Here is a 14,666-nt window from a genome sequence, read left to right on the forward strand (position 1 = left end):
ACTGTCTATAAGTTGTCCCCTAAAAAGGCGGTTTGCCGACAAAATGTACAATTCATGCCCGGGACGGGGAAAAAACGGGAAGAGTGGTTGACATTTACAGATTGAATTACTATAATGAAACAGTATATATAGAAAGAAAAGACGCAGACGGAGGCAGTAAGCCTGTTTTAACGCTTCAGCGAACCGGGGATGGTGTGAGCCCGGGGCAAGTAGAACAGATCTGAAGATCACTCCTGAGTCGCAGACTGAAATAGAAGTAAGTCCTGTCGGATTTCCACCGTTAAAGGGAACACATATGTTGGTATGGGGTAATAGGTGGTATAATCGAAGCAATGCCTTCGTCCTGATTACACAGGGCGGAGGTTTTTTTTATACCATAGAGGTAAGTGTTCCTATGGTACAAAAACCTATAACATCACCCCTCTTCCATATTAGCGAATCACATGAAAGAATCAGAATGGAGGTTTTTGGCAGAATGTATGAGAAAGTTTCTACGAATCTGAACTTTGTAGACAGAGAAAAGAAAATTGAAAAATTCTGGGAAGATAATGATATTTTCCAGAAGAGCATGGACAGCCGTAAAGAAGGACCGACCTACACCTTTTATGACGGCCCTCCTACTGCAAACGGCAAGCCGCATATCGGCCATGTGTTGACCCGTGTTATCAAGGATATGATTCCAAGATACCGCACGATGAAAGGTTACATGGTTCCGCGTAAGGCAGGATGGGATACTCATGGACTTCCTGTGGAGCTGGAAGTTGAAAAACAGCTTGGATTGGACGGAAAAGAGCAGATTGAACAGTACGGACTGGAGCCGTTTATTGAGCACTGTAAAGAAAGCGTTTGGAAATACAAAGGCATGTGGGAAGATTTTTCCGGCACCGTTGGTTTCTGGGCGGACATGGATGATCCGTATGTAACTTATCACAACGATTTCATTGAATCCGAGTGGTGGGCACTGAAGCAGATTTGGGAAAAGGGTCTTTTATACAAGGGATTCAAGATCGTTCCTTACTGCCCGCGCTGCGGAACCCCTCTTTCCAGCCATGAAGTAGCTCAGGGATATAAGGACGTAAAAGAGAAATCCGCAATTGCCAAGTTTAAAGTAAAAGGCGAGGATGCTTACATTCTGGCATGGACCACGACTCCGTGGACCCTTCCGTCCAACGTGGCTCTTTGCGTGAACCCGAACGAAACTTATGTGAAGGTATCCTGTGCCGGAGAAACTTATTATCTGGCGGAGGCTCTTTGTGACAGTGTATTGAAGGATGAATACACGGTTTTGGAAAAATATGTGGGAACGGATCTGGAATACAAAGAATATGAGCCGTTATTCCCATTCGTAACTCCTAATAAGAAGGCATATTATGTGACTTGCGATACGTATGTTACTCTGACCGACGGTACCGGCGTGGTTCATATCGCTCCTGCATTTGGTGAAGACGACTCCAAGGTAGGACGTAAATACGACCTTCCATTTGTGCAGTTAGTGGATTCAAAGGGAGAGATGACAAAAGAAACTCCATGGGAAGGCACTTTCTGCAAAAAGGCAGATCCACTGGTGTTAAAGGATTTAAACGAGAGAGGGCTTTTGTTTGCAGCTCCCAGCTTTGAACACAGTTATCCTCATTGCTGGAGATGTGATACTCCTTTGATCTATTATGCGCGTGAATCCTGGTTTATCAAGATGACAGATGTAAAAGAAGACCTGATCCGCAACAACAATACGATCAACTGGATTCCGGAGAGCATCGGTAAGGGACGTTTCGGCGACTGGCTGGAGAACGTTCAGGACTGGGGCGTTAGCCGTAACCGTTACTGGGGTACTCCGCTTAATATCTGGGAATGTGAATGCGGACATCAGCACTCCATCGGAAGCATTGAAGAGCTGAAATCCATGTCTGAAAACTGCCCGGACGATATCGAACTGCACCGCCCATTTATCGACGATGTGACGATCACCTGTCCGAAATGCGGAAAACAGATGAAACGTGTTCCGGAAGTAATTGACTGCTGGTTTGACTCCGGCTCCATGCCGTTTGCACAGCATCATTATCCGTTTGAGAATAAAGAGCTGTTTGAATCACAGTTCCCGGCAGACTTTATTTCAGAGGCGGTTGACCAGACAAGAGGATGGTTCTATTCCCTCTTAGCTATTTCAACCCTGATCTTTAATAAGGCGCCGTATAAAAATGTAATCGTGCTGGGCCATGTTCAGGACGAAAACGGACAGAAGATGTCCAAATCCAAAGGCAATGCAGTTGATCCGTTTGAGGCTCTTGAAACCTACGGCGCAGACGCAATCCGCTGGTATTTCTACGTGAACAGCGCTCCATGGCTGCCAAACCGTTTCCATGGAAAAGCGGTTCAGGAAGGACAGCGCAAGTTCATGGGCACGTTATGGAATACTTATGCATTCTTTGTGCTCTATGCGAATATAGATAACTTTGATGCAACCAAGTATCAACTGGAATATGACAAACTTCCGGTTATGGATAAATGGCTGCTCTCCAAGCTGAACACCCTGATTAAAGATGTGGACAGCAATCTGGAGAATTACCGGATTCCGGAAGCGGCAAGAGCGCTCCAGGAGTTCGTGGATGATATGAGCAACTGGTATGTAAGAAGAAGCCGCGAGCGTTTCTGGGCAAAGGGCATGGAACAGGATAAGATCAATGCCTATATGACCCTTTATACGGCTCTTGTTACCGTATGTAAAACTGCAGCTCCTATGGTTCCGTTTATGACCGATGATATTTATCAGAACCTGGTTAGAAGCATTGATAAAGATGCGCCTGAGAGCGTACATCTTTGTGATTTCCCGATTGCGGAAGAAGCCTGGATTGATAAAAAACTGGAAGCTGATATGGATGAGGTACTGAAGATTGTGGTGATGGGCCGTGCTGCCAGAAACAACGCCAATATCAAGAACCGTCAGCCGATCGGCAGGATGTTTGTAAAAGCGGATCATGAACTGTCTGAATTCTACAAACAGATTATTGAAGAAGAACTGAATGTAAAGACGGTAGAATTTACGGATGATATCCGGAGCTTTACCTCTTACAGCTTTAAGCCGCAGTTAAAGACCGTAGGTCCGAAATACGGCAAACAGCTGGGCAATATTAAAAAGGCTCTTGCAGAGGTGGACGGCAATGCCGCTATGGATACGTTAAAGGAAAAAGGCGCTCTGACCTTTGATTTCGGAGGAGAAGAAGTCGTTCTTACCGAAGAAGACCTGTTGATTGACACGGCTCAGACGGAAGGTTATGTATCGGAAGGGGATAATTATGTAACGGTTGTCCTGGATACCAACCTGACTCCTGAACTGATTGAAGAGGGCTTTGTCCGCGAGCTGATCAGCAAGATTCAGACCATGCGCAAGGAAGCCGGATTTGAGGTTATGGATCATATTCACCTGTACCAGGATGAAAATGATAAGATTGCCGAAATCCTGAAAGCACATGCGGATGAGATTGAAAATGAAGTGCTTGCAGACCTTATTTCACTGGGACAGACAAGCGGATATGCGAAAGAATGGAATATCAACGGTGAAAAGGTCATGTTAGGCGTAGAGAAAATAACCAACGGCTGAGAACGTTGGTCATTAGGAGGATTAGCTTATGAACAGAGGCTTCGATAAGGAAACTTTTAAAAAAAGCGTCATTTACAATGTAAAGAATTTATACCGCAGGACAATTGACGAAGCAAAACCCGAGCAGGTTTTTCAGGCAGTTGCCTATGCGGTTAAGGATGTTATCATTGACGAATGGATCGCAACACATAAGGAATATGAGAAAGAGGATGCAAAGACACTTTACTATCTCTCCATGGAATTCCTGATGGGCCGCGCGCTGGGCAACAATATCATTAATATTATGGCCCGGGATGAAGTAAAAGAAGTGCTGGATGAATTGGGATTTGATCTCAATGTAATCGAAGACCAGGAGCCGGATGCGGCTCTTGGAAACGGCGGTCTGGGACGTTTGGCGGCATGCTTTTTAGACTCCCTGGCAACGCTGGGATACCCGGCATACGGCTGCGGAATCCGTTACCGTTACGGAATGTTTAAACAGAAAATCGAGAACGGTTATCAGGTGGAGGTGCCGGATGAGTGGTTAAAAGACGGCAACCCATTTGAAGTGCGCCGTTCTGAATATGCGACGGAAGTCAAATTCGGCGGATATGTAAAGACCGTATGGGAAAATGGAAGAGAGCGGTTCGTTCAGGAAGGCTACCAGTCGGTTATGGCGGTTCCTTATGATCTTCCAATCGTCGGCTACGGCAATAATGTGGTGAATACCCTGAGAATCTGGGATGCACAGCCGATCAATACCTTTAACCTGGATTCCTTTGACCGCGGCGATTATCAGAAGGCCGTGGAACAGGAAAATTTGGCTAAAAATATCTGTGAAGTTCTCTATCCAAATGATAACCATTACGCAGGAAAAGAGCTTCGTTTAAAACAGCAGTATTTCTTCATTTCCGCAAGTGTACAGCGTGCGGTGAATAAATACATGGAAAAACATGATGATATCCGTAAATTCTATGAGAAGAACGTGTTCCAGTTAAATGACACCCATCCGACGGTTGCCGTGGCAGAGCTGATGAGAATCCTTTTGGATGATTACGGCCTGACATGGGAAGAGGCTTGGGAGGTGACCGGCAAGACATGCGCTTACACCAACCATACCATCATGTCGGAAGCACTGGAAAAATGGCCGATCGAACTGTTCTCCAGACTGCTTCCGCGTATTTATCAAATCGTGGAAGAGATTAACCGCCGCTTTATTATTCAGATCCAGCAGTTATATCCGGGAGATCAGAATAAGGTCAGAAGCATGGCTATTGTATATGACGGCCAGGTTAAGATGGCTCATCTCGCCATTGCGGGAAGCTTTTCCGTTAACGGTGTTGCAAGACTTCACACTGAGATTCTGAAGAACCAGGAATTAAAAGATTTCTATCAGATGATGCCTGATAAATTCAACAATAAAACAAACGGTATCACCCAGAGACGTTTCCTTCTCCACGGCAATCCATTGCTTGCGGACTGGGTAACTTCTAAGATCGGCAATGAATGGATTACTGATTTACCTCATATTCACGAACTGGCTATCTATGCGGACGATGAGAAATGCCAGAAAGAGTTTATGAATATTAAGTACCAGAACAAGATCCGTCTGGCAAAATATATCAAAGAGCATAACGGAATCGACGTGGACCCCCGTTCCATTTTCGATGTACAGGTAAAACGTCTTCACGAATATAAGCGTCAGCTTATGAACATTCTCCACGTGATGTTCCTGTACAATCAGTTAAAAGACAATCCGAACATGGATATGGTTCCGAGAACCTTCATCTTCGGCGCTAAGGCGGCCGCCGGATATAAACGTGCGAAAATGACGATCAAGCTGATCAACGCTGTTGCAGATGTGATCAACAATGATAAGAGCATCAACGGAAAGATTAAGGTTGTATTCATCGAAGATTACCGCGTATCCAACGCGGAGATCATCTTTGCGGCCGCCGATGTCAGCGAACAGATCTCAACCGCCAGCAAGGAAGCTTCCGGTACCGGAAACATGAAGTTCATGTTAAACGGCGCTTTGACCCTTGGAACCATGGATGGAGCCAATGTGGAGATCGTGGAGGAAGTGGGAGAAGACAAGGCATTTATCTTCGGCGCATCTTCCGACGAGATCATCAATCTGGAGAACAACGGCGGTTACAATCCTATGGATATCTTTAACAGCGACCAGGAGATCCGCCGTGTGCTGATGCAGCTGATCAACGGATATTATTCTCCTCATGATCCTGAGATGTTCCGCGAAATCTACAACTCTCTGTTAAATACACAGAGCAGCGACAAAGCGGATACCTACTTCATTCTGAAGGATTTCCGTTCTTATGCGGATGCACAGAAAAAGGTGGATACCGCTTACCGCGATTCTGAGTGGTGGGCCAATGCGGCCATGATGAATGTGGCCTGCGCAGGAAAATTCACTTCCGACCGCACCATTGAAGAATATGTAAGAGATATTTGGCATCTGAAAAAAGTAGAAGTAGATATGTGAAACTAAAGTTTTTGCCGCAAATCTTTATTTAGTTAACTAAGAGACGCCGGAAAGAAGGGGAAACCTGGGCGGGCGGCGGACATAGAGAAAGACAGGGGATTCGGGTTACGACCCTAAATGATACTAGGCCGCCAAGAGCGGAAAAAGGCAGCGCGGCGCCATTCACGATGAACTCTTTATGACTTCATCGTTCAGTGGCGCCTCAAATACTGATTCGGAATTCAGTATTTGTCTGCCTTTTTCCGCTCTTGCCGACCAAGTATCACTAAGGGTCTGCACACGATCCCCCTGTCTTTCTCTATGTCCGCCGCCCGCCCAGGTTTCCCCTTCTTTCCGGCTGTTGCTTGGCTAGCTGAGGATAAAAAAGATATGGTGGATGGAGTAGTAAGATTTACATCAAGGGTGAAGGCTTTTTCAGAAATGCCTTCACCATTTAATGTAAAGGGTGAGGTCTTTTCGCGAAATGCCTTGACGTTTAAAGTAAAATCTGAAGGCATTTCTGAAAATCCATTAACGATCAATATAAACGTGATGCCACATAAATACCTATGCACCAATATTGTTTTTAACCAGGCAAGCGAAAACCAGCACAGAATCGGGATGCGGAACCGGAAGACAAAGGTCGGCGGAGCTGTCCGGGCCGGGGAAGGAAGATGCAGCCGGAGGGGATCGTATGGAACCCCTTTAGAACTACTTAGGCCCGTAAGGGCAGAACGAGGCAGGTAGAAACTGAATTCCGAATCAGGTTCTAAAGCGCCGCTGAGCAGCGAAGTCATAAAGAGTTCACTGCGAATGGCGCTGGCCTGCCTCGTTCTGTCCTTACGGGCCTTAGTAGTTCTTAGGGGCGAATCCCGAATCCGATCTGGCTGCATCTTCCTTCCCCGGCCCGGACGGCCCCTCCGACCTTCGTCTTCCGGCTCTGCCTCCCGATTCCGGGCGTACCATTCCGCCAAATCCGTTAAATAACAATTTATTTTGATTATACCTAAAAGATGCCTCGTCCGCATATATATAATAGTGTGGGCAGTGACGGAGCAAGGGAGCTGCCCGGCATAAATAAAGGGCCGCAGCTGCGGCGGATTGAGAGGCGGTTATGAAGAGGCGGATACTGCTGGCTGTAATAGCAGCTCTGATGATACCCTATATTGTCACCTTGGCATGGACGGGGAATGTGGTGGAAGAGATTACCCCTCAGGAGATCCCATCGGGAAGAAAGATTTTGCTGGACCGTGGAAACGGCAGCATTTACGTGGATCTGGAGGAATACTTAATCGGAATCGTAGGACAGCAGATTCCCGCTGATTATGGTAATGAAGCCCTGCGGGCTCAGGCGGTCATAGCCAGAACTTATATTTATGCCCAGATGGGAGATGCACAGGAGATTCCGGAATCCGCTTTGGATCTGGATTATCTGGAAGAAAAGCAGCTGAAGGAACTTTGGGGGCCGGAATATTTTGCGGCTAATTATGAACAGATCGTTCAGGCGGTGAAGAGCACTCAGGGAATGGTAATCCGTTATAATGAAAGCTGCATCATACCTCTGTTTCACAGGGCCAGCGCGGGAAAAACGCGGCAGGGAGACGAGCTTCATCCTTATCTGCCGAGTGTGGACTGCGCTTCGGATGTGGAGGCAGAAGGATATCTGACGGCAAAGGTATGGACCAAGGAAGAATTTGCAGGAATTATCAATGAGAAAGCAGGAGAGAATATATTGTCTCCGGATCAGCTTCCGTCCAGCATCCAGCTGGTGTCAAAAGACCAGGCCGGATATGTGGAGCAGATGCAGATCGGCGGAAAGACTTATACGGGAGAGGAATTGCAGGATGCGCTGGGGATTCCGTCTCCCTGTTTTACCTTAGAGGAGTACGAAGGGAAGATCCGGGCGGTGAGCAAAGGGATCGGCCATGGGTATGGATTCAGCCAGTTTGGAGCGAAAAAGAAGGCGGAGGAGGGATGGACGGCAGAGGATATATTGGGATATTTTTATAAAGATGTGACGATAGGCAGCTGATAAAAAGGTTGCCTATTTTTTACTTGTGCGAAATGAATAAGAAACGGATAAGTTCTGAAAAACAATCAGGAAGAATATTTCATTAATATTTTTTCATGGATTCTTGTTATATGGGGCAAAATTTCAAAAAAATTATTTTATCTTTCTGTATAACTATCTTGTCTTTGGTAAGAATATTACCGAGGTGAGAAAAGTGAAAGAGAAAGTAAACCAAATGTTCAAGGACAAACTGTTTCTTGTCATGTTAGTGCTAGGCCTGCTGACTATTGTAGCGGCAGCAGGAGTTGTTACCATTCAAAGAGGAAACCAGCAAGGGGAAGAAAATCCATACATGGAGATCCAGGAACCGGGAGGATATATCGCAGGGGAAACTGCGCCGCAGCAGACACAGGTGGCCGGCAATTCCAATGCAGTGAAACCTACCGATACGGATAAAGAAGAACTCCCCGTGGAGGAAACAAGAGGATTGGCAGAGGGAACCATCGATGAGCCCATCGCCCAGGTAGGTGCAGGCAAAGACGCCGCAACCCCATTAGTCCTCAATTTTACGGATGCCAGCAAGATGACCTGGCCGGTATTTGGAAACGTACTTTTAGATTACAGCATGGAATCCACAATCTATTTCCCGACTCTGGATCAGTACAAATGCAATCCGGGCCTGGTGATTCAGGGAGATGTCAGCGACCCTGTATCAGCGCCTTCTAACGCCAGAGTACAGGAAGTTGGTTCCAACGAAGAAATCGGAAATTATGTGGTTTTGGATCTGGGAAATGACTATTCGGTTACCTGCGGCCAGTTAAAGGATATTCAGGTTGTAGAAAATGAATACATGGAACAGGGACAGATCATCGGCTATGTATCCGAGCCGACAAAATACTATTCTGTAGAGGGCACCAACCTTTTCCTGGAAATGAAGCACCAGGATAAAACCGTAGATCCTCTGGATTACCTTCAGTAAAAAAGTGCTGCCGCATAAAATTGTTATTTAACAGATTTGGCGGAAAGGTACGCCCGGAATCGGGATTCGGAGCCGGGAGACGAAGGTCGGAGGGGCCGTCCGGGCCGGGGAAGGAAGATGCAGCCAGATCGGATTCGGGATTCGCCCCTAAGAACTACTAAGACCCATAAGGGCAGAACGAGGCAGGCCGGCGCCATTCGCAGTGAACTCTTTATGACTTCGCTGCTCAAGGGCGCCTTAGAAACTGACACGGAAATCAGTTTCTACCTGCCTCGTTCTGCTCTTACGGGACTAAGTAGTTCTAAAGGGGTTCCATACGATCCGATCTGTCTGCATCTTCCTTTCCCGGCCCGGATGGCCCCTCCGACCTTCGTCTCCCGGCTCCGAATCCCGATTCCGGGCTGGTTTTCGCTGGCTTGGTTAAAAACAATGTTATGCATTGGTATTTACGTAAAGCCAAATTTACATAGATCATGAAGGGATTTTCAGAAATGACTTCAATTTTACTTTAAACGTCAAGGAATTTCGCAAAATGACCTCACCCTTTACATTAAATGGTGAAAGCTTTTCTGAAAAAGACTTAACGGTGGATGTAAAAATTTACTTTTTCATCCACCAAATCTTTTTTCCTTAGCTAGCCAAGCAACAGCCGGAAAGAAGGGGGAACCTGGGCGGGCGGCGGAAATAATAAGGGATAGGGGATCGTTTGCAGACCCTTAGAGGTACTTGGTCGGCAGAAACGGAAAAAGGCAGACAAATACTGAATACCGAATCAGTATTTGAGGCGCCCCTTGAGCAGTGAAGTCATCAGGAGTTCACTGCGAATGGGCGCCGCTCTGCCTTTTTCCGTTTTTGGCGGCCTTAGTACCTCTTAGGGGCGAAACTCGAATCCCCTATCCCTTATTATTTCCGCCGCCCGCCCAGGTTCCCCCTTCTTTTCGGCGTTTCTTAGTCCACTAAATAAAGATTTGCAACAGACCCTTTGTGTGTTTTTGATTTTATACTTATTGGTTAATGATAAATCTTCTTGTGTTCATAAACGGGTTCGGAAGTCAGCTGAAGCCCCAGCTTGCTGAATACCTTGATATCCACATCCGACAGCATCACAGAGGTATGAACCTGGCAGCCCTTCAGAAGAGGAAGCTGGTCCATTGCTTTTTGTGCCACAGGATCATGGGCGGCGCTCATGGAGAGAGCGATCAGGATTTCATCGGTATGAAGGCGGGGATTTTTGCTGCCCAGGTAATTGACCTTCAATCCCTGAATCGGTTCAATTGCGGAAGGCGCGATCAAGTGCACGTCGTCCGGGATTTCACCCAGTTCTTTTACCGCATTCAGAAGTACGGCGGCGGAAGCGCCTAACAGATCGCTTGTCTTGCCTGTGACGATCTTGCCGTTTGGCAGCTCTAAAGCTGCGGCCGGAGAATTCTTGACAGCGGCCAGGTTATTGGCGGCGTCTACGACGCTGCGGAACTGGGGAGTGATCTTGGCCTGTTTCATCAGCAGTTCGATCTTATATACTTCATCCGAAGAGGATGCGCTTTCATCTTTTACAAGGCGGTTTAAGGCCTGATAGTACCGGCGGATGATCTCCTGTTTGGAAGCTTCCTGGCATACGGCGTCGTCCATGATGCAGTTTCCGGCCATGTTCACGCCCATATCGGTAGGGGACTTGTAAGGGCTGCTTCCGTAGATTCCTTCAAAGATGGCATTGAGAACCGGGAAGATCTCCACGTCACGGTTATAATTGACTGTAGTCTGTCCATAAGCTTCCAGATGGAAGGGATCGATCATATTGACGTCATTTAAATCGGCGGTGGCCGCTTCATAGGCCAGGTTTACCGGGTGTTTTAATGGAATATTCCAGATTGGGAAGGTTTCAAATTTGGCATAGCCGGCTTTGATTCCCCTCTTGTTTTCGTGGTAAAGCTGAGATAAACAGGCTGCCATCTTGCCGCTTCCCGGACCGGGGGCGGTGACAATCACCAGAGGTTTGGAGGTTTCGATGTAATCATTCTTTCCGTAACCTTCGTCGCTGACGATCAGAGAGATGTTGTTGGGATACCCGTCGATGGTGTAATGGCGGTAGACTTTGATGCCCATCTTTTCCAGTTTGTTTTTAAAGATGTCCGCGCTGTTCTGGCCGGAATACTGGGTGATAACCACGCTTCCTACATACAGCCCCTTATCGGTAAATGACTGGATCAGGCGGAGCACGTCTAAATCGTAAGTGATGCCCAGATCATGACGGACTTTATTCTTTTCTATATCGGATGCGCTGATAGCGATCACAATTTCAGCCTGCTCGGATAACTGAAGCAGCATGCTCAGTTTACTGTCAGGCGCAAAGCCGGGAAGGACGCGGGACGCATGGTAATCATCAAACAGTTTGCCTCCGAATTCCAGATATAATTTATCCCCGAACTGGCTGATGCGTTCGCGGATGTGTTCAGACTGCATTGCTAAATATTTGTTGTTATCAAATCCTAATTTCATAAGCTCTCCCTCATTTTTACAAAAATCTACACCCATTGTACCATAAAACTTCTGAAAAAGACATTGCAAATTAAACTTTATAAGCTAAAATGAAAATGAACCGTCAGCCGGAACAGGGAAGAACGCGTCTCCTCACGGCGGACTGGGAATCAAAAGCAGTAAAGGCAGGAATCAATGTGAATATAAAAGAAGAACTGTATCCCTTGGCGGATTTGAAGTTTAAGGAATTTACAGTCCGGCTGATGCCGGGAGTGGCGGATGAGAGGGTGATTGGGGTTCGGCTGCCGCAGCTTAGAAAACTGGCAAAAAAGGCAGTTAAAGAAGGATGGAAGGAATATATGGAAGGGGCCTCGGACGATACCTATGAGGAGATTATGCTTCAGGGGATGGTGCTGGGATATGCGAAGGAGACTTGGGATGTATTGGAGCCTTATGTTACCGGGTTTCTTCCTAAGATTGATAACTGGTCGGTATGTGACAGCTTTTGCAGTGGATTGAAGTCCGTGAGGACGGATAAGGATAGGGGGTGGAGGTATCTGGAAGGGTGCCTGGGGGATGACAGAGAATATGTGATACGGTTTGGCATCGTGATGATGATCTTTCACTATATGGAAGAAAAATATGCGGAACAGGCGTTTGAATGGTTTGACAGAATCTGTCATTCGGGATATTATGTAAAGATGGCGAAAGCTTGGGCTGTCTCCATCTATTTTGTGAACTTTCCGGAGATAACCATGGAATATTTAAAGAGAAACTGTCTGGATGATTGGACCTATAATAAAGCGCTGCAAAAGATAAGGGAATCTCGGTGCGTGGACCGGGAGACAAAGGACAGAATACGCTTAATGAAGCGGGAATAGAAAGGCTTTTAAAAGGAAAGCGGAAACGAGGTGCCGGGTGAAGAAAAGCATTTATGTGGATACCAGATTGGGAACCGTGCGCATCAGTGAAGATGGCGCAGGGATTTGTGAACTCCATTTTTTAAAGGAAGAAAAGGGACGGCAGGAACCGACTCCGCTGCTTGAAAAGGCAAAAGAGCAGCTTTTGGAATATCTGAAAGGCAGGAGAAAAGAGTTTGACCTTCCCCTGTCCATGAATGGAACGGAGTTTCAATTAAATGTGTGGAAACAGCTGCAAAAAATCCCCTATGGAGAAACCAGATCTTATGGACAGGTCGCCGCAATGGCCGGTAATGCAAAGGCAGGCCGCGCGGTGGGAATGGCGAATAACAGAAATCCCATTGCGATTCTGGTGCCATGTCACAGAGTGATTGGGGCCGACGGAAGTTTGACCGGATATGGCGGAGGATTGGACATAAAACAGGCATTATTAGAGCTGGAACAGGGTAAGCTTTAACATAGGAATTAGTTATTTGCTTTATTATTATTTGCTGTAATGGGAGAAGTAGATGAAAAAAAGAATACTGTTAATTGCCATGGCGCTGTTTCTTTCCGGGTGCGCCAGATACCAGGCGGTTCCTGAGCCGCCTGCGGCGGAAGAAACTACAGAAGGGATTAGGCAGGAGGAAACCAAAGAGACGGAAACTCCTGTGGAAACGGAGGCGCAGACCCAGCCGGAAGAAGAGGTGGATACAAGGGTGCCGAAACAGGTGAAGGGCATCTATCTTTCCGCCTATATTGCGGGAACGCCTAAACTTATGGACAACATCCTGGCTGAGATCGATAAGTCCCAGGTAAATGCGGTGGTTATCGATGTGAAAAATGACGACGGCAGGATTACATTTCCCATGGACACCCCTGTGGTAAATGAAATCGGAGCCTGTAAACCATATATCAGTGATGTGGACGAATTGATTAAGAAGCTGAAGGAGCGGGACATCTATGTGATCGCCAGGGTGGTGGCATTCCGTGATCCCTATCTGGCGGAGGCAAAGCCGGAATGGAGCTTAAAGAAGGCGGATGGGTCTCTGTACCGGGATAACAAAGGGCTGGCATGGGTCAATCCATATAAAAAGGAAGTTTGGGATTATCTGATCGAGGTGGGAAAAGCGGCCGCTGAGGCAGGATTTGATGAAGTTCAGTTCGACTATATCCGCTTTTCTACGGAAAAAGGGATGAAGCAGGTAGTGTTTGACGAGGAAGATACCAAAGGGCGGAGCAAGACGGATATTATTACGGAATTTATTACCTATGCTTATGAGCCGTTAAAGGAAGCGGGACTGTTTGTTTCCGCAGACGTGTTTGGAGCGATTATAGGAAGCGAGCAGGATGCCAATTCAGTGGGCCAGATTTATTATGAGATGGCAAAGCATCTGGACTATATTTGTCCCATGATCTATCCGTCCCATTATGCGGACGGTAATTTTGGGATCGAACACCCGGATACGAAGCCATATGATACGATTCTGGCGGCCCTTTTGGGATCAAAGGCGGATCTTGCTACGGGATCGGATGCGGTAAAACAAGAAAATCTGGCTGTCGTAAGGCCATGGCTTCAGGATTTCACCGCGTCTTATCTGGAGCATTACATTACCTATGGACCGGAACAGGTGAAAGCGCAGATTCAGGCGGTTTACGACGCCGGGTATGAAGAATGGATCTTCTGGGATGCGGCCTGCACCTATGAATGGAAAGGATTGGAGAGAGAAAATTAATGGAAAGAATACCAAAACCGGGGGAATTTTACCGGCATTTCAAGGATAAACTATATCAGGTTCTGACTGTTGCGGAACATACGGAAACAGGGGAACATATGGTGGTATACCAGGCGCTTTACGGGGATTTCAGGACTTATGTCCGTCCGCTGTCCATGTTTGTCAGCGAGGTGGACCATGAAAAATACCCGGAAGTAGCGCAGAAATACAGATTCGAAAAAGTGGAATTGGAAAAAGAAGCGGAAAACCAGGAAGAACCGGCCTGGGAAGAGACCGAGGAAGAACCCGGTTTGAAGCCATGCGTCCTGGCATTTCTGGACGCGGAAAGCTGGGATGAAAAGCTGAGTATTCTGACCTCCATGAGAGGAAAGATCGGCGAAAAGGAGCTGGACAGCATTTTCCTGGCTTTGGACCTTCAAAAAGGGCAGGGAAGCATCGAGAAACAGCTGGATGAAGTGGAAGGCTTTTTAAAGATGCAGAGACGGTATGACGGAAGCCGGTTGAGATAGG

Annotated in this window: 13 protein-coding genes; 10 read left to right on the top strand and 3 right to left on the bottom strand. The window is 46.9% G+C overall.

Features of this window, described 5'->3' with window-relative positions; all coding sequences use genetic code 11:
* Positions 1–475 precede the first annotated feature (475 nt).
* The 3 genes from ileS to C0033_RS26715 all read left to right on the top strand — a co-directional run bounded on the left by ileS (position 476) and on the right by C0033_RS26715 (position 6,803).
* Complete coding sequence (gene ileS, locus C0033_RS03085; RefSeq protein ID WP_103226389.1) at positions 476–3,595, top strand: isoleucine--tRNA ligase; 3,120 nt, start codon at positions 476–478, stop codon at positions 3,593–3,595.
* Between the two features lie 28 nt (positions 3,596–3,623).
* Positions 3,624–6,077 (top strand): glycogen/starch/alpha-glucan phosphorylase, encoded by a 2,454-nt coding sequence (locus C0033_RS03090; protein ID WP_103226390.1) that lies wholly within the window; start codon positions 3,624–3,626, stop codon positions 6,075–6,077.
* Positions 6,078–6,446: 369 nt separating this feature from the next.
* The gene (locus tag C0033_RS26715) at positions 6,447–6,803 is read left to right on the top strand and encodes a hypothetical protein (RefSeq protein ID WP_146043723.1); all 357 of its coding nucleotides are present in this window, start codon (positions 6,447–6,449) and stop codon (positions 6,801–6,803) included.
* A gap of 102 nt (positions 6,804–6,905) precedes the next feature.
* On the opposite strand, the gene C0033_RS26825 is transcribed toward C0033_RS26715, so the two are convergent.
* Entirely contained in the window at positions 6,906–7,046 is a 141-nt protein-coding gene (locus tag C0033_RS26825) for a hypothetical protein (RefSeq protein WP_180994536.1), read from the bottom strand.
* A gap of 124 nt (positions 7,047–7,170) precedes the next feature.
* Here C0033_RS26825 and C0033_RS03100 point away from each other — a divergent pair, with 124 nt between their 5' ends.
* The 3 genes from C0033_RS03100 (at position 7,171) to C0033_RS26830 (ending at position 9,207) form a co-directional block, all read left to right on the top strand.
* On the top strand, positions 7,171–8,088 hold the full coding sequence (locus C0033_RS03100) for a SpoIID/LytB domain-containing protein (RefSeq protein ID WP_103226392.1): 918 nt from the start codon (positions 7,171–7,173) through the stop codon (positions 8,086–8,088).
* 193 nt (positions 8,089–8,281) lie between these two features.
* Complete coding sequence (locus C0033_RS03105) at positions 8,282–9,046, top strand: M23 family metallopeptidase (RefSeq protein WP_103226481.1); 765 nt, start codon at positions 8,282–8,284, stop codon at positions 9,044–9,046.
* 20 nt (positions 9,047–9,066) lie between these two features.
* Entirely contained in the window at positions 9,067–9,207 is a 141-nt protein-coding gene (locus C0033_RS26830; protein WP_180994537.1) for a hypothetical protein, read from the top strand.
* A gap of 140 nt (positions 9,208–9,347) precedes the next feature.
* On the opposite strand, the gene C0033_RS26835 is transcribed toward C0033_RS26830, so the two are convergent.
* Together C0033_RS26835 and C0033_RS03110 are read right to left on the bottom strand one after the other, a co-directional pair.
* The gene (locus tag C0033_RS26835; RefSeq protein ID WP_180994538.1) at positions 9,348–9,521 is read right to left on the bottom strand and encodes a hypothetical protein; all 174 of its coding nucleotides are present in this window, start codon (positions 9,519–9,521) and stop codon (positions 9,348–9,350) included.
* Between the two features lie 536 nt (positions 9,522–10,057).
* On the bottom strand, positions 10,058–11,542 hold the full coding sequence (locus C0033_RS03110; protein WP_103226393.1) for a DUF1846 domain-containing protein: 1,485 nt from the start codon (positions 11,540–11,542) through the stop codon (positions 10,058–10,060).
* Between the two features lie 89 nt (positions 11,543–11,631).
* Between C0033_RS03110 and C0033_RS03115 the strand changes: the two genes are divergently transcribed.
* The 4 genes from C0033_RS03115 to C0033_RS03130 are packed head-to-tail and all read left to right on the top strand — an operon-like array spanning position 11,632 to position 14,665.
* Complete coding sequence (locus C0033_RS03115; protein WP_242984399.1) at positions 11,632–12,402, top strand: DNA alkylation repair protein; 771 nt, start codon at positions 11,632–11,634, stop codon at positions 12,400–12,402.
* A 37-nt stretch (positions 12,403–12,439) separates the two neighbouring features.
* Complete coding sequence (locus C0033_RS27360) at positions 12,440–12,898, top strand: methylated-DNA--[protein]-cysteine S-methyltransferase (protein ID WP_242984400.1); 459 nt, start codon at positions 12,440–12,442, stop codon at positions 12,896–12,898.
* Between the two features lie 52 nt (positions 12,899–12,950).
* Positions 12,951–14,156 (top strand): putative glycoside hydrolase, encoded by a 1,206-nt coding sequence (locus C0033_RS03125; protein WP_103226395.1) that lies wholly within the window; start codon positions 12,951–12,953, stop codon positions 14,154–14,156.
* Positions 14,156–14,665 carry a DUF1653 domain-containing protein gene (locus C0033_RS03130; protein WP_103226396.1) on the top strand — a complete coding sequence of 170 codons (510 nt, stop codon included), beginning with the start codon at positions 14,156–14,158 and terminating at the stop codon, positions 14,663–14,665. Before C0033_RS03125 ends, C0033_RS03130 begins: the two co-directional genes overlap by 1 nt.
* Position 14,666 lies beyond the last annotated feature (1 nt).

This window comes from Clostridium sp. chh4-2 (genome assembly GCF_002899675.1).
GTDB lineage: Bacteria > Bacillota > Clostridia > Lachnospirales > Lachnospiraceae > CHH4-2.

Bases quoted from the DNA above. Each gene is read 5' to 3' on its own strand.
- C0033_RS03100 (WP_103226392.1), top strand. From the start codon at position 7,171: ATGAAGAGGCGGATACTGCTGGCTGTAATAGCAGCTCTGATGATACCC.
- C0033_RS03115 (WP_242984399.1), top strand. From the start codon at position 11,632: ATGAAAATGAACCGTCAGCCGGAACAGGGAAGAACGCGTCTCCTCACG.
- C0033_RS03130 (WP_103226396.1), top strand. From the start codon at position 14,156: ATGGAAAGAATACCAAAACCGGGGGAATTTTACCGGCATTTCAAGGAT.
- C0033_RS26835 (WP_180994538.1), bottom strand. From the start codon at position 9,521: ATGATCTATGTAAATTTGGCTTTACGTAAATACCAATGCATAACATTG.
- ileS (WP_103226389.1), top strand. From the start codon at position 476: ATGTATGAGAAAGTTTCTACGAATCTGAACTTTGTAGACAGAGAAAAG.
- C0033_RS03090 (WP_103226390.1), top strand. From the start codon at position 3,624: ATGAACAGAGGCTTCGATAAGGAAACTTTTAAAAAAAGCGTCATTTAC.
- C0033_RS26715 (WP_146043723.1), top strand. From the start codon at position 6,447: ATGGTGGATGGAGTAGTAAGATTTACATCAAGGGTGAAGGCTTTTTCA.
- C0033_RS03125 (WP_103226395.1), top strand. From the start codon at position 12,951: ATGAAAAAAAGAATACTGTTAATTGCCATGGCGCTGTTTCTTTCCGGG.
- C0033_RS03110 (WP_103226393.1), bottom strand. From the start codon at position 11,542: ATGAAATTAGGATTTGATAACAACAAATATTTAGCAATGCAGTCTGAA.